This is a genomic window from Aeromonas sp. S19(2024), assembly GCF_041402625.1.
Taxonomy (GTDB): domain Bacteria; phylum Pseudomonadota; class Gammaproteobacteria; order Enterobacterales; family Aeromonadaceae; genus Aeromonas; species Aeromonas caviae.
The window spans coordinates 40671-61251 of sequence record NZ_JBGLQU010000010.1 but is presented as its reverse complement, the minus strand read 5'-3'; the positions used below and the strand labels follow the sequence as shown (position 1 = coordinate 61251).

Annotated in this window: 18 protein-coding genes; 6 read left to right on the top strand and 12 right to left on the bottom strand. The window is 64.5% G+C overall.

Annotated elements, in window-relative coordinates; genetic code table 11:
• Window positions 1–66 precede the first annotated feature (66 nt).
• Together ACB037_RS17175 and ACB037_RS17170 are read right to left on the bottom strand one after the other, a co-directional pair.
• Window positions 67–600, bottom strand: coding sequence for an ATP--cob(I)alamin adenosyltransferase (locus ACB037_RS17175; RefSeq protein ID WP_042016441.1), 534 nt, complete (start codon window positions 598–600; stop codon window positions 67–69).
• 94 nt (window positions 601–694) lie between these two features.
• Entirely contained in the window at window positions 695–1816 is a 1122-nt protein-coding gene (locus tag ACB037_RS17170; RefSeq protein ID WP_371175665.1) for a DUF5610 domain-containing protein, read from the bottom strand.
• Window positions 1817–1985: 169 nt separating this feature from the next.
• On the opposite strand from ACB037_RS17170, the gene trmA reads away from it, so the two are divergent.
• From trmA to ACB037_RS17150, 4 genes are all read left to right on the top strand, one after another.
• On the top strand, window positions 1986–3119 hold the full coding sequence (gene trmA, locus ACB037_RS17165; protein ID WP_223955951.1) for a tRNA (uridine(54)-C5)-methyltransferase TrmA: 1134 nt from the start codon (window positions 1986–1988) through the stop codon (window positions 3117–3119).
• Window positions 3120–3383: 264 nt separating this feature from the next.
• The gene (rstA, locus tag ACB037_RS17160) at window positions 3384–4091 is read left to right on the top strand and encodes a two-component system response regulator RstA (protein ID WP_200163863.1); all 708 of its coding nucleotides are present in this window, start codon (window positions 3384–3386) and stop codon (window positions 4089–4091) included.
• 228 nt (window positions 4092–4319) lie between these two features.
• Window positions 4320–5645 (top strand): two-component system sensor histidine kinase RstB, encoded by a 1326-nt coding sequence (gene rstB / locus ACB037_RS17155; RefSeq protein ID WP_069784934.1) that lies wholly within the window; start codon window positions 4320–4322, stop codon window positions 5643–5645.
• A gap of 54 nt (window positions 5646–5699) precedes the next feature.
• Window positions 5700–5882 (top strand): hypothetical protein, encoded by a 183-nt coding sequence (locus ACB037_RS17150; RefSeq protein WP_010676075.1) that lies wholly within the window; start codon window positions 5700–5702, stop codon window positions 5880–5882.
• A gap of 72 nt (window positions 5883–5954) precedes the next feature.
• Here ACB037_RS17150 and ACB037_RS17145 read toward each other — a convergent pair whose 3' ends face one another.
• The 3 genes from ACB037_RS17145 to rpmE all read right to left on the bottom strand — a co-directional run bounded on the left by ACB037_RS17145 (window position 5955) and on the right by rpmE (window position 9156).
• Window positions 5955–7211 carry a malic enzyme-like NAD(P)-binding protein gene (locus tag ACB037_RS17145; protein ID WP_371175649.1) on the bottom strand — a complete coding sequence of 419 codons (1257 nt, stop codon included), beginning with the start codon at window positions 7209–7211 and terminating at the stop codon, window positions 5955–5957.
• 179 nt (window positions 7212–7390) lie between these two features.
• On the bottom strand, window positions 7391–8824 hold the full coding sequence (locus ACB037_RS17140) for a DUF2867 domain-containing protein (protein WP_010676077.1): 1434 nt from the start codon (window positions 8822–8824) through the stop codon (window positions 7391–7393).
• 116 nt (window positions 8825–8940) lie between these two features.
• A complete protein-coding gene (gene rpmE, locus ACB037_RS17135; protein ID WP_010676078.1) occupies window positions 8941–9156 on the bottom strand; it encodes a 50S ribosomal protein L31 in 216 nt (71 codons plus the stop codon).
• Window positions 9157–9303: 147 nt separating this feature from the next.
• Between rpmE and priA the strand changes: the two genes are divergently transcribed.
• Window positions 9304–11511: a primosomal protein N' gene (priA, locus tag ACB037_RS17130; RefSeq protein WP_371175648.1), complete on the top strand. Its 2208-nt coding sequence runs from the start codon at window positions 9304–9306 to the stop codon at window positions 11509–11511.
• Here the strand turns inward: priA and ACB037_RS17125 are convergent.
• Window positions 11508–12047, bottom strand: coding sequence for a TetR/AcrR family transcriptional regulator (locus ACB037_RS17125; protein ID WP_043153422.1), 540 nt, complete (start codon window positions 12045–12047; stop codon window positions 11508–11510). The two genes, priA and ACB037_RS17125, sit on opposite strands and share 4 nt — an antisense overlap.
• A gap of 150 nt (window positions 12048–12197) precedes the next feature.
• Between ACB037_RS17125 and ACB037_RS17120 the strand changes: the two genes are divergently transcribed.
• On the top strand, window positions 12198–12593 hold the full coding sequence (locus ACB037_RS17120) for an HPP family protein (protein ID WP_371175664.1): 396 nt from the start codon (window positions 12198–12200) through the stop codon (window positions 12591–12593).
• Between the two features lie 52 nt (window positions 12594–12645).
• Here the strand turns inward: ACB037_RS17120 and ompA are convergent, their stop codons facing one another.
• From ompA to ilvG, 6 genes are all read right to left on the bottom strand, one after another.
• Window positions 12646–13776 carry a porin OmpA gene (gene ompA / locus ACB037_RS17115; protein WP_048209598.1) on the bottom strand — a complete coding sequence of 377 codons (1131 nt, stop codon included), beginning with the start codon at window positions 13774–13776 and terminating at the stop codon, window positions 12646–12648.
• A 247-nt stretch (window positions 13777–14023) separates the two neighbouring features.
• The gene (gene ilvA / locus ACB037_RS17110; RefSeq protein WP_182976226.1) at window positions 14024–15556 is read right to left on the bottom strand and encodes a threonine ammonia-lyase, biosynthetic; all 1533 of its coding nucleotides are present in this window, start codon (window positions 15554–15556) and stop codon (window positions 14024–14026) included.
• A gap of 64 nt (window positions 15557–15620) precedes the next feature.
• Complete coding sequence (ilvD, locus tag ACB037_RS17105) at window positions 15621–17462, bottom strand: dihydroxy-acid dehydratase (protein WP_049636077.1); 1842 nt, start codon at window positions 17460–17462, stop codon at window positions 15621–15623.
• A 146-nt stretch (window positions 17463–17608) separates the two neighbouring features.
• Window positions 17609–18553 carry a branched-chain amino acid transaminase gene (locus ACB037_RS17100; RefSeq protein ID WP_052815778.1) on the bottom strand — a complete coding sequence of 315 codons (945 nt, stop codon included), beginning with the start codon at window positions 18551–18553 and terminating at the stop codon, window positions 17609–17611.
• A gap of 12 nt (window positions 18554–18565) precedes the next feature.
• Window positions 18566–18823, bottom strand: coding sequence for an acetolactate synthase 2 small subunit (gene ilvM / locus ACB037_RS17095; protein WP_010676086.1), 258 nt, complete (start codon window positions 18821–18823; stop codon window positions 18566–18568).
• Window positions 18820–20466 (bottom strand): acetolactate synthase 2 catalytic subunit, encoded by a 1647-nt coding sequence (gene ilvG / locus ACB037_RS17090; protein WP_371175647.1) that lies wholly within the window; start codon window positions 20464–20466, stop codon window positions 18820–18822. Before ilvG ends, ilvM begins: the two co-directional genes overlap by 4 nt.
• Between the last annotated feature and the right edge of the window lie 115 nt (window positions 20467–20581).

The following is a 20581-nucleotide window of genomic DNA, read 5'->3' as shown; positions in this document are numbered from 1 at the left end:
TTTTCGATTCAATAACCCTACGCCGCCATGTGTGATGCGACGAATACATCAAACATCATCTCTTCATCAGTAGTTGATGCTGACATAGGGGACTTCGGTCACATCCCACGCCTGCTTGAGGTAGACGGTGAGCACGAAGAAGAAGTTGGCCAGCAGATTGGCGAAGCGATAGAGGATGGGATCGAAGCGCACACCGCTCTCTTCCAGGCGCACCAGCAGACGCACCACCTTCTTGCTGCCACAGCGGCACAGGTGCAGGGTGGGAATGGGCTGGGGCCCCTGGGGCAGCACGAAGCCGGTCACCCGGCCGCGACTCGCCTCGTTGTAGTGATCGTACCGCCCCTTCAGCCAGTCCAGATCCTCCTCGAAGATGCCGAGCCGTCCCCGCACCGAGCCGTTGAGGTTGTAGATGAGCCGCTGCAGGGTCGCCAGATCCGCCATCACGGGCCGGGTATCCTCATCCGGCATCAGATGAGAGAGCACGGCCCCCACCTGGCAGCAGAGCTCGTCGGTGGCGATCTCGTAGTCGCACTGGAACTGGGTTTCGAAGATGAAGGGGTAGCAGAGCTCGCGCTTGTCTCTTGGCTTCTTGGGGTTCATGGCATCGCCGGGCTGGGGAAAAGGGCAGTGTGCCAGCCCGGGGACGGGCTGGCAAACACCCCGCCCCCGCCGGCATCACGGGGGCGTCGCCAGACTAGCCGGTCGCCATCTGCTGGCCAAGCAGCCTCATGGCTTCCAGCATCCGCTGGTTGAAGCCCATGAAGCCTGCCCCCTGGGTCGCCCCGTCCTGACCCCGCGCCGCCAGCACGGTGGGTGTCAGCGCCTCCTGCTGGGAAGGGGGCAGCAGGGCGTCGGCCTGCTGCTGCAACCGGCTGAGCCTCGGCAGGTAGTCCGCCAGGGGCTTGAGGCTCTCCTGCAGGGAACTGGCCCCCTGGTAGGTCTGACTCAACTTGGCCGATTGCTTGAGCTTGAGGGAGTAGGAGACCAGCTGGCTGTCATCCAGTTGCAGCCCGTTCAGCCCGTCCGCCAGGGTCTTGCCGTCGCCCCCCTTGAAGAACTGCCCGGCCAGCTCGTCCAGCCCCTTGATCAGGGTGCCGATGGCATCCATCTCGGCACTGTCGAGATCCCCCTCCAGGGAGAAGTCGAAGCTCTGGCTCGACTTGAGGCTGAACTGGCTGCCGCCCCCATCGCTCTGGGACTTGAACTGCCAGCTGTCGCTGAAGCGCAGCATCACCTTGTCCCCGTCCCGGGTCTCGATCTCGAGGAGGGCCTGCTGGCGGCTGGCCATCCTGGCATCCCCCAGATCCGTGGTCGACACCTTGCCGAAGAACTCCTTCTCGAACTCGTCGAGCCCCTTCTGGATCAGCTTGTAGCTCTGATCCATGCCGGTCTTGATGTCCTCGTTGTCCGCCCAGTCACCGAGCTGCTTCCTGGCGTCACCGAAGCCCTTGTCCACCCCCTTGCGGGCCTGCTCCATCATCTTGGTCAGGTCGTCGTCGGACTTGCCGTCCGCACGGGCCGCGCCTATCCGCCCGGTGACGAACTGCAACACGTTGTCCGCCACCGACTGGAAATCGAACAGGGTCTCCGGAGTCACCTCCTGGGGCTCCTGCACCTTGGGTGCCTTGTAGCCCTGGCCGTTGATCTCCAGCGCAAATTGCAGCGCCTGCTGGATCAGCACCTGGGCCCATTTCGGGGGCTTGTTCAGGGAGACCTCATCCCCCTTGTCCGCCGTCTTCGACTCCGTCTGTTGAGGCGATTTGGGAGCAATGCCCACTCCCTTGGGTTGGGCTGCGCCCATGCCATCAATTTGCATCATTACTCTCCCGCCTATAGTGGTGGATCGGTTATCGGCCCGACTGGCCACTTCTTGACCACAAAAAACTTGGACAATCCGCAACGGCCTTTTAAAATCCCCACCCTTTGGTTGGCTGCGGCCTTCCCCCGGTCTTTCCCCGGCTCAGCCCGGTGCATGCGAGGTATCCATGACTCAATCCCAGCCCTCTTCCGCCGACGCCCAGGGCAGACGGACTCCTGCCGACTACCAGGCCCAGCTCGACGAGAAGCGCGATCGCCTCACCCAGCTGTTCGCCCCCTTCAATCCGCCCGCGCTGGAGTTGCACGCCTCCCCCGCCGAGCACTACCGGATGCGCGCCGAGTTCCGCATCTGGCACGAGGGGGATGACCTCTTCCACTGCATGTATGCACCGGCCACCAAGGAGATCATCCGGGTCGACAGCTTCCCCACCGCCAGCCTGCTCATCAACCGGCTGATGCCGGTGCTGCTGGCCGGGCTTCGCCCGCACCCCGTGCTGCGCAAGAAGCTGTTCCAGATCGACTACCTCTCCACCCAGTCCGGCCAGATCTGCGTCAGCCTGCTCTACCACCGCAAGCTGGAAGCCGAGTGGCAGCAGGCCGCCGAGGCGCTGCAGGCCGACCTGCGGGCCAAGGGGTTCGAACTGCAACTGATTGGCCGCGCCCACAAGCAGAAGATCTGCCTGGGGGATGACTTCGTCATCGAACGCCTGACCGTGCAGGGGCGCGAGCTGGTCTACAAGCAGGTGGAAAACAGCTTCACCCAGCCCAACGCCGCCATCAACGAACAGATGCTGGGCTGGGCCCTGGACGTGACCAAGGGGAGCGAGGGGGACCTGCTGGAGCTCTACTGCGGCAACGGCAACTTCTCCATCGCCCTGGCGCAGAACTTTCGCAAAGTGCTGGCCACCGAGATCGCCAAGCCGAGCGTGGACTCCGCCCAGTTCAACATCGCCGCCAACGGTGTCGACAACCTGATCATCCTGCGTATGTCGGCGGAGGAGTTCACCATGGCGATGCGCGGTGAGCGGGAGTTCAACCGCCTCAAGGGGGTCGATCTCGGCGCCTACCAGTGCAACACCATCTTCGTCGACCCGCCCCGGGCCGGTCTGGACGACGCCACCGTCAAGCTGGTGCAGGATTACGACAACATCCTCTACATCTCCTGCAACCCCGAGACCCTGCAGACCAACATGGCCGTGCTCGGTGAAACCCACGAGATCGCCCGCTTCGCCCTGTTCGACCAGTTCCCCTGGACCCACCACATGGAAGCCGGGGTGTACCTGAAGCGCAAGGCCGGCTGATCCGGGCGGTTCCCCGGCTGCCCCATGGCAGCCGGGGCCGCTTTGGCCACTGAAGGGCACGGAGCCTGCCTCATCGGACCGCCCCGACCCGCCACGGGACAAGTGGGGCGGCCCGATGCCAACCGGTTCATCCTGTCCCCCCTTCTCCCCCGGGAGAAGGGGCAAAAACCCCCGCATTGATTAGTTATCCCGGTGCAGAGCGCGGACACAGCCGTTATGCTGGCGACACGCCCACTCACGCCATGACCGGGGAACTACGCCACCATGCCACGCGTTCTGTTTGTTGAAGACGATCCCGAGATAGGCCAGCTCATCAGCAGCTGGCTCGGTCGCCACGACATCGAGGTGCTGCTGGAGACCCGGGGTGACCGGGCACTCGACAGGGCCCTTGCCGAGCAGCCGGATCTGGTGCTGCTCGACATCATGCTGCCGGGGCAGGATGGCCTCTCCCTGTGCCGGGATCTGCGCCCGCGCTTTGCCGGCCCCATCGTCATGCTCACTTCGCTCGACAGCGACATGAACCAGATCCTGAGCCTGGAGCTGGGGGCCAACGACTACATCCTCAAGACCACGCCCCCCCCGGTGCTGCTGGCCCGGCTACGAGTCCAGTTTCGCCAGCAGGGGCAGAGCCAGCAGGCCGTGGTCCCCGCAGTCCCGCCCCAGCGCCTGCAGTTCGGCCGCCTCCAGATAGACGGCCCGGGTCGGGACGTGCGCCTCGATGGGGAGAGCATCCCCCTCTCCACCGCCGATTTCGACCTCCTGTGGGAGCTGGCCTGCCACGCGGGCCAGATCCTGGGGCGGGAGGCGCTGTTTCGCAGCCTGCGGGGGCGCGACTACGACGGCCAGGATCGCAGCATGGACGTGGCCATCTCCCGTCTGCGCCGCCGGCTCGGGGATGACAGCAACAACCCGACCCGTATCAAGACGGTGCGCCAGAAGGGTTATCTACTCGTACCCCAGGCTTGGGAATGAGCTGGTGTCTCACACGCCTGCACACCAGAAGCCAGGGAATGACAGCAACAACTCGATCTGGATCAAGACGGTGCGCCAAAAAGGTTACCTGCTGGTGCCCCAGGCCTGGGAATAAGCCCCGCCGAATGACCTTGATGCACTCAGCCTTCTCCCCTTGCGGGAGAAGGGTTGGGGATGAGGGGCAACAAGGCAATGTCCAGACGCAATCCAGGCAAGAGGAGAGCCCCGATGCGACGCCTGTTTATCCAGTTCTATCTGTTGCTGATAGGCTGCTTCGCCCTCGCCATTCTGCTCATCGGGCTGGTCTATCAGGTCAGTGCAGAGCGGGCGGGGGACCGTTATCTGGAGCGGATGATGCAAGGCTCCCTCGGCCTGCTCACTGGCGAGCTGGCCCGGCTGCCGCCGGAACACTGGGCCGCCCGCACCGGCGAACAGAGCCGCCAGCTCAATCTGCCGCTGCAGATCGGCGTCCTCGCCAACCAGCCCCTGGCCAGCGAGGATCAGGCCTTCCTCGAGGCGGGCAACATCGTCATCGTCGAGGAGGATGACACCTTCCTGCAGCGCATCCCGAACACCGACAAGGTGCTGATCGTCGGCCCCGTCCCCTACCTCTCCTACCTGCACGAGCTGCACTGGGTGGACGTGGGGCTGTTGCTGCTCATCGGCCTTTCCCTCGGCCTGCCCATCCTGCTCTGGCTGCGCCCCCACTGGCGCGGCCTGCAACAGCTCGAACAGACCGCCCGCCGGGTCGGCGACGGGGATCTCTCCTGTCGCACCGGTTTGCCGCCCGGCAGCAGCCTGGGCCGGGTCGGCCGCACCTTCGACCAGATGGCGGAGCAGTTGCAGGCCATGCTGGCCAGTCGCAAGCAGTTGACCGACGCCATCGCCCACGAGCTGCGCTCCCCCCTGGTGCGGCTGCGCTATCGCCTCGCCATGCTGGCCGAGCCTCCCTCACCCGAGGAGCAGCAGGGACTGGAGCGGGACCTCGGCGCCCTCGATGCCCTCATCGAGGAGATGCTGACCTATGCCAGGCTCGATCGCCCCGAACTGCCGCTGCAATGCAGCGATCTGGAGCTCGGCAGCTGGGCCGGCAGCCGCCTTGCCGACTGGCAGGCCCTGCGACCGGACAAGCGGCTCGACTTCGTGCGCCCGGCCATGGCTCTGCCCTGGCGCGGCGACACCCGATTGCTGGACCGGGCGCTGGAAAACCTCATCGGCAACGCCTTGCGCCATGCCACCAGCCAGGCAAGCCTCTGCATAGCGCGACAGGGGGACGACTATCTGCTGGAGGTGGCCGACGATGGCCCCGGCATCGATCCCGCGCTGGCCCCGCAAATCTTCGAGCCCTTCGTGCGCCTGGATCAGAGCCGGGACAGACGCACCGGCGGCGCCGGGCTGGGGTTGGCCATCGTGCGCAGCATCGCCCACCACCACGGCGGCGAGGTGCAACTGCTGCCAAGCAGCAGCGGTGCCCGTTTCTGCCTGACCCTGCCCGTACATTTGGATACAAACCGTCACCAGTCGCTCACTGAACCGCAGGTCGAACAGCCCTAGGATGAAGTCATGGAGAAACGCTCCATGTCATCAAACCGAACGAGGAACTGGAATATGAACAAGCTGATCCCCCTGACTCTGGCCGCTGTCTTCGCCCTGACCTCCGGCTTCACCATGGCCGCCACCCCGACCAAGGCCGCCGCTCCCCACGCCACCCAGACCAAGGTCGTGAAAAAGCATCACAAGGCTGCCCACGCCAAGGCGCCGGCCGTCAAGGTTGCCCCCAAGACCAAGTAAGCTGCCCGCTTCCGCCATGAAAAAGGGGCCCCCGACAGGGGCCCCTTCTGTTTTTTGCGTACTTGCCGTGACTCAACCCAGCATGTAATCCCCTGGCAGTTCGATGCGGGCCACCCCGGAGGCAACCGCCGCCAGCGCCACGGCACGGGCAACCCGCGGCAGCAGGCGGGCGTCCATGGGCTTGGGAATGACGTAATCCTTGCCGAAGGCGAGTTCACTCACGCCAGCGGCGGTCAGCACCTCGGCGGGCACCGGCTCCTTGGCCAGAGCCCGGATAGCCTCCACTGCCGCGATCTTCATGGCATCGTTGATGCGGCTGGCACGGGCGTCGAGGGCGCCGCGGAAGATGAAGGGGAAGCAGAGCACGTTGTTGATCTGGTTCGGGTAGTCCGAGCGGCCGGTACCCATGATGAGATCCCCGCGCACTGCGTGAGCCAGGGCAGGCTTGATCTCGGGGTCCGGATTGGAGCAGGCGAAGATCACCGGGTTGGGGGCCATCAGGGCCACCGCCTCGGCGGGCAGTACGTCCGGGCCGGAGACGCCGACGAAGACGTCAGCCCCCTCGATCACCTCCATCAGGGTGCGCAGGGGGGTGTCGTTGGCGAAACGCTGCTTGTACTGGTTGAGATCGGTGCGGCCGCTGTGGATCACACCCTGGCGGTCCAGCATGAAGATGTTGTGCGGCGCAGCCCCGCACTTGATCAGCAGATCCATGCAGGCGGTGGCGGCGGCGCCGGCGCCCATGCAGACGATGCGGCTGGTGCCAATCTCCTTGCCCTGCACTTCCAGCGCGTTGAGCAGCCCGGCTGCGGTGACGATGGCGGTACCGTGCTGGTCATCGTGGAACACCGGGATGTCGCAGCGGGCGATCAGCGCCTCTTCAATCTCGAAGCACTCGGGGGCCTTGATGTCTTCCAGGTTGATGCCGCCGAAGGTGTCGGCGATGGCGGCCACCGTATCGATGAACTGGGTGCTGGTCTCGTGCTTCACCTCGATGTCGATGGCGTCGATGCCGGCAAAGCGCTTGAACAGCAGGGCCTTGCCCTCCATCACCGGCTTGGAGGCCAGCGGGCCCAGATTGCCCAGCCCCAGAATGGCGGTGCCGTTGGAGATGACGGCCACCAGGTTGCCCTTGCCGGTGTAGCGGTAGGCATCGGCCGGATTGGCGGCGATCTCGCGTACCGGTTCGGCAACGCCCGGGCTGTAGGCCAGCGCCAGATCGCGAGCGGTCTCGGCGGGCTTGGTGAGGGCGATGGCGATTTTGCCCGGAACGGGTTGGGCGTGGTAGTCGAGTGCCTGTTGGCGGAGATCGTGCTGCTGATCGGACATGGGGGACCCCGATACGGAAATGAATGAGTGATGCGTTGGCTCGCCAGCGGGCGAGGGCTGAGGATCATAAAGAAATCCCCCGCCCTTTCACAGCATAAAATATCGCTGGATAGCAATGACACGCTAGTCAGTAGCATGTCATGCCACCCATAATTACCCAATTAGTTATAGATTCGATTTCAATCCATGACTGGAATGCCGGCTTTTGCCTCTGCCTGCCGGGCGATGGCCTCCGTCATCCCCTGGAAGATGAAGAGGTGAAACGGCAGCATGGCAAGCCAGTAGGCCAGCCCCCAGGCCCCCTGCGGATGCCAGTGGGCCGTCACCCGCAGCCGGGTCAGGCCGGACTCCAGGGGCTGGATGTTGAACTCCAGCCGACCGACGCCGGGGGCCTTCATGTTGAACAACAGATCCAGCCTGCGTCCTTCATCCACCCCGAGGATCTGCCAGGAGTCCAGCATGTCCCCCTTCACGAAGCGATCCGGGTTGGTGCGCCCCCGGGTCCGGGCCGGGCCGCCGATCAGATGATCCATCCATTCGCGCACCACCCACAGCTCGTTCATGTAGAAGTAGCGCTGCTCACCCCCCAGTTGCTGCAACACCTGCCACACCACCTCGGGGGCGGCGAGGCAATCCGCCTCCCCGCTGGCGGTGCGGTCGTAGAAGCCATATTCGGGATGGCGCCAGCGCAGACCAAGGGGCGTCTCCTCCCCGTGCTGCTCGGCACCGAGCCTCTGCTCCAGCGCCAGGCTCTCCGCCAGCGCCTCATCGAAGCTGAGTAGATGCTGGGGCAGCAGGGCGCGCAAGGGGCCGTCATCCGCCGGGATGTCGTGCTTGAGCCCCCCCACCAGCGCCTTGGCGATGGGCTGGGGAACCGAGGTGGCGAACTGCAGCCACCAGGCGGAGAGCCGGGGGCTCAAAAAGGGGATCGGAATGATGGGGCAGCGTTTGCCGATGTGGGCGGCGAACTTCTGGAGCTGCTGCTGGTAGCTGAGCAGCTCGGGGCCGGCCGCATTGAAGATCTGGCCATCCACCCCGTCGGCTTCCACCAGCCCGCCCAGATAGTGCAAGAGGTTGGAGAGGGCGATGGGGGGCGTGCGGGAACGCACCCACTTGGGCGTCACCATCATGGGCAGGTTGTACACCAGATCCCGCATCACCTCGAACGCCGCCGAGCCGGGGCCTATGATGATGCCGGCACGCAGCTCTACCGTGGGCACCCCTGCGCTGCGAAACAGCTCGCCACAGTAGCGCCGGGAGTTGAGGTGGCGACTGTTGCAGGGCTCGGGCTGGATGGCGCCGAGATAGACGATGCGGCGCACCCCGGCGGCACGGGCGGCGGCGGCGAAATTCTTCACTCCCTGCTGCTCCAGCCGGTGAAAACCGGCCCCCGCCCCCATGGCGTGTACCAGATAGAAGACGGTGTCGACCCCCGCCAGCGCAGGGGGCAGGGTGGCAGGCTTGAGGCTGTCGGCGAGGCGAAACGCCACCCCCTCCGGCAGACGGCAGGGACGACGGGCCCCGGCGATGACCCTGTACCCCAGACCCTGCAGATGAGGCACCAAGTAGGATCCTATGTACCCGGCAGCTCCCATCACCAGACATGTGCGCATCGGCTCTTCTCCCTTGGTTGAGCCAACACCATAGGGCAAAGCGGGGAATTACAGAATGGCGGCCAATAAAAAAGGCACCCGATGGGCGCCTTTTTCAGAATTCTTCAGAAGCAAGATTACTTCTTGGAGGTCAAACCACCGAAACGCTTGTTGAACTTGTCTACGCGGCCGCCGCTAGAAACTTCTTTCTGCTTGCCGGTGTAGAACGGGTGGCACTCGGAGCACACGTCCAGGTTCAGATCTTTACCGATGGTAGAGAAGGTGTTGATGACGTTACCGCAAGAGCACTTGGCGGTGATGGCTACGTAGTCAGGATGGATACCAGCTTTCATGGACAACCTCAATTATCAGGCCGTGTCGCCATCCGATCTCTTGTCGGACACCACACGATTGTTGAACACAGTTTCAAAGGCTGCGAATAATATAGGAAACGCCTGAGATCAGGCAAGTGGCTTCGCAGAAAAAATAGGCAACCCCTGGTGAATTCTTCCCAAACGCTGGATCTGGTTCGTGTGGCTGTGCCGGTGCCGTTACGCCGTCATTTCGACTATCTCTCTCCCCTGCCCTTGCCTGCCCCCGGTTGCCGGGTCGAGATCCCGTTCGGCCCGCAGACCCTGGTTGGTCTGGTGGTGGATCACCCGACCGAGAGCCAGGTCCCCCGCAACAAATTAAAACCCTTGAAGAGGGTGCTCGACAGCTCCCCCGTGCTGGGGCCCGACATTCTGGCGCTGATGGCCTGGAGCGCCGGTTACTACCAGCACCCGCTGGGGGAGGTACTGCCCCACGCCCTGCCTGTGCTGGTGCGCAAGGGGGAGCCCGCCGCCTATCGGGAGCTGGAGTTCTGGTTTGCCACCGATGCGGGCATGGCCATCGACCTCAACGAGCTCAAGCGGGCGGCCAAGCAGCAGCAGGCCCTCGCCTTGCTGCGCAAGGGGCCGCAGACCCCCTCCGCCCTCAAACAGGAGGAGATCCAGAGCGCAGCCCTCACCGCGCTGGAGAAGAAGGGACTGCTGGAGAAGCGCTCGCTGGAGCCGAGCCATGATGGCGACTGGGCCACCCGCTTCGAGCCGGGTGAGGGGCTGCGCCTCAACGGCGAGCAGGCGCTGGCGGTGGCCGCCGTCACCAGCCAGAGCAACAAGTTCGGTGCCTTCCTGCTGGACGGCATCACGGGCTCCGGCAAGACCGAGGTTTACCTCAGCATCCTCGAGCCCCTGCTCAAGGCGGGCAAGCAGGCGCTGGTGATGGTGCCGGAAATCGGCCTCACCCCCCAGACCATCAACCGCTTTCGCCGCCGCTTCAACGTGCCCGTGGTGGCGATGAACTCCGCCATGAACGACAGGGAGCGGCTCGATGCCTGGCTCGCCTGCCGCGACGGTGGTGCCGCCATTCTGATCGGCACCCGATCCGCGGTGTTCACGCCGTTCAAGGACCTCGGCATCATTATCATCGACGAGGAGCACGACGGCTCCTTCAAGCAACAGGACGGCTTTCGCTACCACGCGCGGGATCTGGCGGTGATGCGGGCCCATCGCGCCGGCATTCCCATCCTGCTTGGATCTGCCACCCCGTCGCTGGAGACATTGCACAACGCCCGCAGCGGCAAGTATCACCACCTCACGCTCACTCGCCGCGCTGGCAACGCCCAGACCGCTCGCCAGGTGATCCTGGATATCAAGAACGTGCGGCTGCAGGCGGGGCTCTCCCCCCAGCTGGAACAGCTGATGGCCGAGCACCTGGCGGCGGGCAACCAGGTAATGCTGTTTCTCAACCGCCGGGGCTATGCCCCGGCTCTTATCTGCCACCAGTGCGGCTGGAGTGCCGCCTGCGAGCGCTGTGACGCCTGGTACACCTGGCACCAGGCCGGGCGGCGGCTGCACTGCCACCACTGCGACAGCGTGCGCCCGCTGCCCCACCACTGTCCCGAGTGTGGCAGCAACGAGCTGATCGGCTCCGGGGTCGGCACCGAGCAGCTGGAGCAGCTGCTCGGCACCGTGTTCCCGCAATATCCGGTGGTGCGCATCGACCGGGACAACACCCGCCGCAAGGGGGAGCTGGAGACGCACCTCGGCGACATCAAGGCGGGCAAGTACAAGATCCTGATCGGCACCCAGATGCTGGCCAAGGGCCACCACTTCCCGGACGTGACGCTAGTGGGCCTGCTGGACGTGGATGGCGCCCTGTTCAGCGCCGATTTTCGCGCCGCCGAGAAGCTGGCCCAGCTCTACACCCAGGTGGCGGGCCGTGCCGGTCGCGCCAGCAAGCCCGGGTTGGTGGTGCTGCAGAGCCACCATCCCGAGCATGCCCTGCTGCAGGATCTGACCCAGAACGGTTACGGCCACTTCGCCGACACGGCGCTGAAAGAGCGCCGCCTGCTGGGGCTGCCACCGTTCAGCCATCAGGGGCTGTTCCGGGCCGAGGCCAACGGCCGCGACGAGGTACAGCTGTTCCTCAGTCGTCTCGCCGATACCCTGCGCAGCGCCCGCTATCCCCAGGTGCAGGTGCTGGGGCCCATCAGCGGCTTCATGGAGCGCAAGGCGGGCAAGTTTCGCATGCAGCTGCTGGTGCAGGGGCCCAGCCGGGCACCGCTGGCCCAGTTGCTCGACTGGGCAGTGAAGGAGCTGGAGGGGTGGCCCGAGGCCAAGCGGGTGCGCTGGAGTCTGGATATCGACCCCACGGAACTGAACTAGCGCGGCTCTGCCAGCACGGCCTCCGCCAACACCCTGGCCTGTTCCAGAGCCAGGGGCTGCTGATAGCTGTGGGCCATCACCACGGCCCCTTCCAGCAGCAGGCATAATCCGGTGGCCTGCACCTCGGTGCATTCGAGGGCCTCCCTGACCCAGTTAAGCAACGCCCGCTTGTGGGCCACCACCAGCTTGCGTACCGGGTGGCGAGGATCGGAGAACTCGGCGCTCGCGTTGATGAAGTTGCAGCCGTAGAAGTCGCTGCGGCCAAACCAGTCCGCAAAGCCATCGAGCAGCGCCAGCAACCTGGCCTCCCGCCCCGATACCCCATCCATCCTGGCATCGAGCAGGGCAAAGAACTCCGCATCCCGCGCCATCAGCACGGCTTCGATCAAGGCATCCTTGGTGGGGAAGTGGCGATAGAGGGTACGTTTGGTACTGCCCGCCTCGGCCCAGATGCGATCGATGCCGGTGGCGTGAAAGCCGTGACGATTGAACAGCCGATAGGCTGTCGTCATCAGCTGTTGCCGTTTTTCGCTCATGGTGACTTTCCTCTTGAAGTACACCGATCTGTCTACCTAATGTCGCAGGCTGGATCAAGTGATCCGGCACAGACAAGGAGACAGGAGATGGAAACAAGACGATGGCGAAGTGCCTGGCTGGCAGGGCTCGGTGCCTGCCTGGCCATAATGTTGCTCGGCTGGCTGGACATGAGCTGGCAGTCGACCCTGTTGATGGCACCGTTCGGGGCAAGCTGTGTGCTGCTCTTCTCCCTGCCGGACAGTCCGCTGGCCCGTCCGCAGAACGTGCTGGGAGGCCACCTGTTATCGGCCACCGTGGGGTTGGTGGTGCAATTGCTCCCGCTACCGATTGAACTCAAGCTGGCGCTGGGTGTGGGCCTGTCCATTGCACTCATGCAGGGACTGGGGCTGATCCACCCCCCTGCCGGAGCCAATCCACTGTTGATCCTGCTCACCACCCAGTCCTGGCCTTTCCTCTGGCAAACAGTGCTGCCCGGCGCCTTGCTGCTGATCATGGTGAGTCATTGCGCCAGGCGGCTGCAAACGTCACGACTCACACCCACATAAACAACGAGGGGGCCAAGGCCCCCTCGTTGTTTAATAGCAAGGCAAAGATGGCTTATTCGGCGACCTGGGAGACCCCGGTCAGGCGTACCTCGACCCGGCGATCCGGGGCCAGACAGGCGATCATCTGCGCCTTGGCGCCATCCGGGCAGCTGCCCCCGGTCACGGGCGAAGACTCTCCCCGCCCTTCGGCACGCACCTTGTCGGCAAACAATCCCTTGGCGATGAGATAATCCGCCACCGTGCGGGCACGCTGTTCGGAGAGGGACTGGTTGTAGGCCTCCGAGCCGATGCGGTCGGTATGACCGATCACCGTCGCCACCCCGTCTTTCGGATTGGCCGCCAGGATCTGGGCAAACAGGTTGTCGAGGGCCTGGCTGGCGGCCGGCTTCAGGGTCGCCTTGTTGAACTCGAACAGCACATCGGAATCCAGGCTGAACTGCTTCTCCACCAGCACGGGGGCCGGGGCGGGCGCAGGTTCGGGCGCAGGCGTTGGTGCCACCGGCTCGTCGCCGATCTGGCCGAAGCGATAGAGCATGCCGACCGACAGCAGGCCGTTGTCCATCTCGATGCCTGACTCGTCGAGGGAAGTCTTGCCCAGGGGTGTGGTGTACTGGTATTCGAGGCGGGCGGCCCAATCCTTGTCGATGGCGTATTCGACCCCCAGCGCCCCGACAAAGGCGGCACCATGATATTTGTTGCCCTCATGGGATTCGGAGAGGCTGCTGGTGCCATCGCTGGCCCTGACGTTGAGTGAGCTCTCGGTCCAGGCATAGGCCCCCCCGAGACGGCCGTAGATATCCAGTGCCGAGGTTGCAGGCAGGATGATCTTCATGGTGGCCTGCACCATCTGGGCCTTGGCCTCGCCATCGAGTGCGAAATCAACCCCGTTGCCCGAGTAGTGCTTGTCCACCTGATACTTGCCGAGCCAGTCATAGCCGAGCTCAACCGCCACGTTTCTGTTCACCTGATAACCGGCAAACAGCCCCAGACCGAGATCATCGCTGTTCTCGTTCACCTTGGTCGCATCGAACAGCTCTTCGACCTGAGCGTTGTAATCCACCCCGTAATAATTTGACCAGCCGGCCTTGCCGCCGACATACCAGGTGTTGTCCTGGGCGGCAGCCTGCACCGTCCCTGTTGCCATCAAAGCGCCGATCAGGACGGCGAGCATAGATCTGTTCATGGATGAGCCCCTGCAATGAATTGTTATGACGCGGCTGCGTCTCTCTTCCCTGACGGGGCCCTGAACCCATGCCCCGCATTCAGATTATCCCATCTGCAACCAGCCTCAAACGACCAGGGACTCAGGAGTGTGATATTGGCGACATTATCAGCCACCATGCCCCCAATCATGGGGGCCGGCGCGTTGCCCATAAAAAAACGAAGAGCCGGGCTCTTCGTTTTTCATCTGGCAAGGGGATGGCCCCCGCTCACTGACTGCCCTGGCTCGCCAGGAACAGCCGGTAGGCGGGGTCGTCGCTCACCTCTTTCCAGCCGTAGCCAATCTCGTGCAGGTAGTCGTGGAAAGCGGCCACGTCCTCGTCCGGCAGCTCGAAGGCGCAGAGCACCCGTCCGTAGTCGGCGCCGTGGTTGCGGTAGTGGAACAGGCTGATGTTCCAGCGACAGCCCAGGGTCTCGAGAAAGCGCATCAGGGCCCCCGGCTGCTCCGGGAACTTGAAGCTGTAGAGGCGTTCACCGAGGGGCCGGGCCGGGCGGCCGCCAATCATGTAACGCACGTGGTTCTTGGCCAGCTCGCTCTCGGTCATGTTGACCACCGGGTAGCCATTGCCGCCGAGCTGATCGATGATCTGGCCCAGCTCCTCGTCACCGCCGGTGAGGCGCACCGAAACGAACAGCGACGCCTGCTCGGCATCGGCGTAGCGGTAGTTGAACTCGGTCACCATGCGGGGCCCCAGCTGACGGCAGAAGTCGAGGAAGGCCCCCTTGCGCTCGGGGATGGTCACCGCCAGCATGCCCTCGCGCTTCTCACCGATCTCGCAGCGCTCGGAGACGTAGCGCAGGCTGTGGAAGTTGACGTTGGCGCCGGACAGAATGGCCGCCATCCGACCACCCTTGACCTGCTCGCGCTCGCTGTAGGCCTTGAGACCGGCCAGCGACAAGGCTCCGGACGGCTCGGCGATGGCGCGGCAGTCATCGAAGATGTCTTTCAGCGCGGCGCAAATCTGATCGTTGGAGACGGTCACCACCTCGTCCAGATACTGGTTGCACAGGCGGAAGGTCTCCTCACCGATGCGCTTGACCGCCACCCCGTCGGCAAACAGGGAGACTCGCTCCAGATTGACCGGCTCGCCGGCCGCCAGCGCCGCCTTGAGGCAGGCGGACCCCTCCGCCTCCACCCCGATCACCTTCACATCCGGCAGCAGCTGCTTGATGTAGACCGCCACCCCGGCGGCCAGGCCGCCGCCCCCCACCGGCACGAAGACGTGGGTGAGGTGGGTATCCTGCTCCAGCAGCTCCTTGCCGATGGTGCCCTGGCCGGCGATCACCTCAACGTCGTCGAACGGCGGGATCAGGGTGTAGCCCTCCAACTCGGCGAGTCGGCGGCTCTCGCCGTAGGCCTCATCAAAGCTGTTGCCAAACAGCATGACGTTGCCGCCCTGACGGCGCACCGCGTCGATCTTGATGTCCGGCGTGGTCTTGGGCATCACGATGATCGCCTTGATGCCGAGCTTGGCGGCCGACAGGGCGACCCCCTGGGCGTGGTTGCCGGCAGAGGCGGCGATGACGCCGCGCTCCTTCTGCTCCTGGGTCAGGGTGGCAATCTTGTGGTAGGCGCCGCGCAGCTTGAAGGAGTGAACCGGTTGCAGATCCTCCCGCTTCAGGCTGACGTGATTGCCGAGCCGCTCGGAGAGTTTCTTCAGGGTTTGCAAGGGGGTGACCCTCGCCGCCTCGTAGACGGGGGAGAGCAGTACCTTGCGTAGATAATCCGCCGCAGAGACCATGGTTTATACCCCCGTCTCGTGGCGAAGGGCGCGCAATGCGCCCATATCATGACAGTTCATTCTCTCACTCCCCCAGCAGGGTGCGATCGCGCACCGCGCCCTTGTCGGCGCTGGTGGCGAACATGGCGTAGGCGCGCAGGGCAAAGGAGACCTCGCGCTGACGATCGACCGGCTTCCAGCCACGGGCAGAGACGGCGGCGCGGCGAGTGGCCAGCACGCTGTCGGCCACCTCCAGCACCATGCTGCGGGCCGGGATGTCGATGTTGATGATGTCGCCATCCTCCACCAGACCGATAGTGCCACCAGAGGCCGCCTCCGGGGAGACATGGCCGATGGAGAGACCCGAGGTACCGCCGGAGAAGCGACCGTCGGTGATGAGGGCACACGCCTTGCCCAATCCCATGGATTTCAGATAGGTGGTGGGATAGAGCATCTCCTGCATGCCGGGGCCCCCTTTCGGGCCCTCGTAGCGGATCACCACCACTTCACCGGCTTTCACCGTGCCGTCCAGAATGCCGCTCACCGCGCTCTCCTGGCTCTCGAATACCCGGGCCGGGCCGCGGAAGGTGAGGTTCTCCTCATCCACCCCGGCGGTCTTGACGATGGCCCCGTTGAGGGCGAGGTTGCCAGCGAGGACCGCCAGGCCACCTTCCTGGCTGTATGCGTGATCGAAGGAGCGGATGCACCCCTCGGCGCGGTCCAGATCCAGCTCGGGCCAGCGGCAATCCTGACTGAACGCCTTGGTGGTACGGATGCCGGCAGGGCCTGCACGGTAGAAGTCGTGAACCCCCTTGTCATTGCTGCGGCTGACGTCATATTCGGCCAGCAGCTCCACCAAGGAGGTGCCCAGCACGTTGCGGGTATCCCCGTGCACCAGGCCCGCTTTTTCCAGCTGACCCAGGATGGCGACCACGCCGCCGGCGCGGTGCACGTCTTCCATGTGGTACTTCTGGGTGGAAGGCGCCACCTTGCACAGCTGGGGCACCTTGCGGGACATGCGGTCGATGTCGGCCATGGTGAAGTCGACACCCGCCTCCTGGGCTGCCGCCAGCAGGTGCAGCACGGTGTTGGTGGAGCCGCCCATGGCGATGTCGAGCGCCATGGCGTTCTCGAACGCCGCCTTGGTGGCGATGTTGCGCGGCAGTGCCGAGGCATCGTCCTGCTCATACCAGCGCTTGGCCAGAGTGACGATGCGCTGGCCCGCCAGCTTGAACAGCTGCTCGCGATCGGCGTGGGTTGCCAGCAGGGAGCCGTTGCCCGGCTGGGAGAGACCCAGTGCCTCGGTCAAGCAGTTCATGGAGTTGGCGGTGAACATGCCGGAGCAGGAGCCGCAGGTGGGGCAGGCGCTGCGCTCGATCTGATCGCTCTGTGCATCGGAGACCTTGGGGTCAGCGCCCTGGATCATGGCGTCCACCAGATCCAGCTTGATGATCTGGTCGGAGAGCTTGGTCTTGCCCGCTTCCATGGGGCCGCCGGAGACGAAGATCACCGGGATGTTGATGCGCAGGGCAGCCATCAGCATCCCCGGGGTGATCTTGTCGCAGTTGGAGATGCAGACCATGGCGTCGGCACAGTGGGCGTTGACCATGTACTCCACCGAGTCGGCGATGAGTTCGCGGGACGGCAGGGAATAGAGCATGCCACCGTGGCCCATGGCGATGCCGTCATCCACGGCGATGGTGTTGAACTCCTTCGCGACCCCGCCAGCCGCCTCGATTTCGCGGGCGACCAGCTGGCCCAGATCCTTGAGGTGGACGTGGCCCGGCACGAACTGGGTGAAAGAGTTGACCACGGCGATGATGGGCTTGCCGAAATCCTGATCGGTCATGCCGGTGGCACGCCAGAGGGCGCGGGCCCCGGCCATGTTACGTCCGTGGGTGGTGGTGGCGGATCTCAACTTCGGCATTGTCTCTACTCCCTGAATGCCCCTGGGGCGCATTGTCTTTCAACATGAATGTGTGATTCGCGGATCGGGAATCGATCCTGGTGAAGGCACCTCGGGGAGCCTTCACCGGAAGCGACTCGGGGAGGCGTGACGCCTCCCCGCTCTCATCAGTCGTTGACCGGCGTCAGCCAGCCCCACTTGTCTTCGGTCTTGCCGTTGAACAGGCCGAAGAAGGCGTTCTGCAACTGCTCAGTCACCGGGCCACGGCAACCGGCGCCCACCTTCATCCGATCCACCGAGCGCACCGGGGTCACCTCGGCCGCCGTGCCGGTCATGAAGATTTCGTCTGCGACGTACAGCGCCTCACGGGGCAGCGCCTGCTCGCGCACCTCGTAACCCAAGTCGCGCGCCAGCGTCATGATGGTGTCGCGGGTGATGCCGGGCAGGATGGCGGCAGTGGCGGGCGGGGTGAACAGCACGCCGTTCTTCACCAGAAACAGGTTCTCCCCCGCCCCTTCGCTCAGGTAGCCGTTCACGTCCAGCGCCAGCCCCTCGGCGAAGCCGTTGCGCTTGGCCTCGCGGCTGATGAGCTGGGAGGAGAGATAGTTGCCCCCCGCCTTGGCACCGGTCGGGATGGTGTTGGGAGCGAGCCGGTTCCAGGAGGTGACGCACACATCCACCCCGTTTTTCAGCCCCTCTTCTCCGAGGTAGGCGCCCCAGGGCAGGGCCGCGACCATGAGGTCGGCCTTGGCATCCAGCGGCGGATGCAGCCCCAGCCCCACGTTGCCGACAAAGGCCAGCGGGCGCAGGTAGCCGCTCTTCAGGCCGTTCTCGCGCACCACGGTGCGGCAGGCTTCATTCACTTCGGTCTCGCTGTAGGGGACGTCCATCCAGTAGATCTTGGCGGAGTCGAACAGGCGGCGGGTGTGCTCCTGCAGGCGGAAGATGCAGGTCCCCTTGGGAGTGTCATAGGCCCGCACCCCCTCGAACACCGAGGATCCGTAGTGCAGGGCATGGCTCATGACATGCACCTGGGCATCCTGCCAGGGGACCAGCTTGCCGTTGAACCAGATGTATTGGGGGTGGGCGGCGGATTGGGAAGGCTGTGACATTGGCTTGGCTCCTTAAGCTCTGATCCGGGGTTGCTGTTCCAGTGCATCGACCCGGGAGACATCCACCAGCTTCACCAGCTGGCTCCACAACTGCTGGATGGGACGTACCGATTCGACAGTAACCGTGATCCGCAGCTGTTGGCAATCCTGCTCCATGTTGAGGGCGCAGAGATTGAAACCGCGGTGACGGACCACCCGCAGCACCCGTTCCATCACTTCGGGTCTGGGTTGGGCATGGATTTCCAGGGTGCTGGTATTGAGCTGGTTCATGGGCGTTGCTCCATCATCTTGTGGTTGGCGACTCCTGGCGGAACCAGGGGCCAGACATTTTCTTCCTCTGAAATAGCCACATGCAGCAGATAGGCACTCTCGCTCGCCAGCAGGCGATCCAGTGCCGGGGCTATCTCTTCCTTGCATGTGACGGTCTCGCCTGGGATGCCGAAGGCGGCGGCCAGAGCGACGAAATCGGGGTTGTCGGACAGATTGGTCTCGCTGTAACGGCCGTCGAAGAACAGCTCCTGCCATTGGCGCACCATGCCGAGGCGCTGGTTGTCCAGCAGCACCATCTTCACCTTGAGCCGGGCACGGCGGATGGTGCCGAGCTCCTGCACGTTCATCATGAAGGAGCCGTCACCGCTCACCAGCACCACCTCGTCATCGGGGCGCGACATCTTGGCGCCGATGGCGGCGGGCAGGCCGAAGCCCATGGTGCCTAGGCCGGCACTGGACAGGTGGTTGCGCGGGCTGGTGAAACGCATGTGCTGGGCCACCCACATCTGGTGCTGACCCACGTCGCAGGCCACCACGCTGGTGTCAGGCAGCTGGCTTGAAAGCTCTTTGAGCAGGGCCGGGGCGTAGATGGCCTGACCCGGATGGTCGTAGCGAAAGGCGTATTCCCGAGCCATGGTGGCGCAGTGCTCGCGCCAGGGGTCGAGGGTCAGCGTCATCGCCAGGGCGGGCAGCACACGCTTGAGATCCGTGGTGATGCCCACATCGGCGGCGCGACGCTTGCCGAACTCGGCGGCGTCCACATCCAGATGGATCACCTTCGCCTCGGGGGCAAACTCTTCCAGCTTGCCGGTCACCCGATCATCGAAACGGGCGCCCACCACCACCAGCAGATCGCACTGCTGTACCGCCAGGTTGGCGGCCTTGGTACCGTGCATGCCGAGCATGCCCAGATAAACGGGGCTGTCGGGGTCGAGGGCACCTATCCCCTTGAGGGTGGTGACCGCCGGCATCCCCGTGGTGGCGGCAAAGTCGCGCAGCTGCTGCTCGGCATTGGCCATGCCCACCCCGCCGCCGACGTAGAGTACCGGACGCTCAGCACCGGCCAGCAGGGTACGGGCGACCGTCAGTTCGGCCGGATTCAGGGGTTCGGGTTCCTCCACTGCAAACAGCGGGCTTTGAGAGGGAACGGCGGCCAGTTGCACATCCTTGGGCAGGTCGATGAGCACGGGGCCCGGACGCCCTTCGGTGGCGATGGCGAAGGCTTCGGCAATGACCCGTCCCAGATCCGCCGGGTCCGTCACCATGAAGGAGTGCTTGGTGCAGGAAAGGGACATGCCGAGCACGTCCACTTCCTGAAAGGCATCGGTACCGACGGCGGCGCAGGGCACCTGGCCGCTGATGGCCACCAGCGGTACCGAATCGAGCAGTGCCTCCGCGAGGCCGGTGACCAGGTTGGTGGCGCCGGGGCCAGAGGTAGCGATGCAGACCCCCACCTGACCGGAAGCGCGGGCATAACCCACCGCAGCCATGGCGGCACCCTGCTCGTGGCGGCAGAGCTGATGGGCCAGGCCACCGTCATACAGGGCGTCATAGACCGGCATGATGGCCCCGCCCGGGTAACCAAACACCTGGGTCACACCCTGTTTTTTGAGAGCCTGTACCAAAAACTGCGCGCCGTTCATGTGGAAAATCCTGTCCTTTGGTCGAAAAAAAACCCCCGGGCCGTGAGGCTCGGGGGTCGCTTGTTTCGTTCTGTCCGGTGGTGGGTCTATCCCTTGTTCCGTGCAGCCAAACGAG

Coding starts and splice junctions, on each gene's coding strand:
- ompA (WP_048209598.1), bottom strand. CDS start 13,776: ATGAACAGATCTATGCTCGCCGTCCTGATCGGCGCTTTGATGGCAACA.
- rstA (WP_200163863.1), top strand. CDS start 3,384: ATGCCACGCGTTCTGTTTGTTGAAGACGATCCCGAGATAGGCCAGCTC.
- ilvA (WP_182976226.1), bottom strand. CDS start 15,556: ATGGTCTCTGCGGCGGATTATCTACGCAAGGTACTGCTCTCCCCCGTC.
- rstB (WP_069784934.1), top strand. CDS start 4,320: ATGCGACGCCTGTTTATCCAGTTCTATCTGTTGCTGATAGGCTGCTTC.
- trmA (WP_223955951.1), top strand. CDS start 1,986: ATGACTCAATCCCAGCCCTCTTCCGCCGACGCCCAGGGCAGACGGACT.
- ACB037_RS17175 (WP_042016441.1), bottom strand. CDS start 600: ATGAACCCCAAGAAGCCAAGAGACAAGCGCGAGCTCTGCTACCCCTTC.
- ilvG (WP_371175647.1), bottom strand. CDS start 20,466: ATGAACGGCGCGCAGTTTTTGGTACAGGCTCTCAAAAAACAGGGTGTG.
- ACB037_RS17150 (WP_010676075.1), top strand. CDS start 5,700: ATGAACAAGCTGATCCCCCTGACTCTGGCCGCTGTCTTCGCCCTGACC.
- rpmE (WP_010676078.1), bottom strand. CDS start 9,156: ATGAAAGCTGGTATCCATCCTGACTACGTAGCCATCACCGCCAAGTGC.
- ilvM (WP_010676086.1), bottom strand. CDS start 18,823: ATGAACCAGCTCAATACCAGCACCCTGGAAATCCATGCCCAACCCAGA.
- ACB037_RS17140 (WP_010676077.1), bottom strand. CDS start 8,824: ATGCGCACATGTCTGGTGATGGGAGCTGCCGGGTACATAGGATCCTAC.
- ACB037_RS17145 (WP_371175649.1), bottom strand. CDS start 7,211: ATGTCCGATCAGCAGCACGATCTCCGCCAACAGGCACTCGACTACCAC.
- ACB037_RS17125 (WP_043153422.1), bottom strand. CDS start 12,047: ATGAGCGAAAAACGGCAACAGCTGATGACGACAGCCTATCGGCTGTTC.
- ilvD (WP_049636077.1), bottom strand. CDS start 17,462: ATGCCGAAGTTGAGATCCGCCACCACCACCCACGGACGTAACATGGCC.
- ACB037_RS17170 (WP_371175665.1), bottom strand. CDS start 1,816: ATGCAAATTGATGGCATGGGCGCAGCCCAACCCAAGGGAGTGGGCATT.
- ACB037_RS17100 (WP_052815778.1), bottom strand. CDS start 18,553: ATGTCACAGCCTTCCCAATCCGCCGCCCACCCCCAATACATCTGGTTC.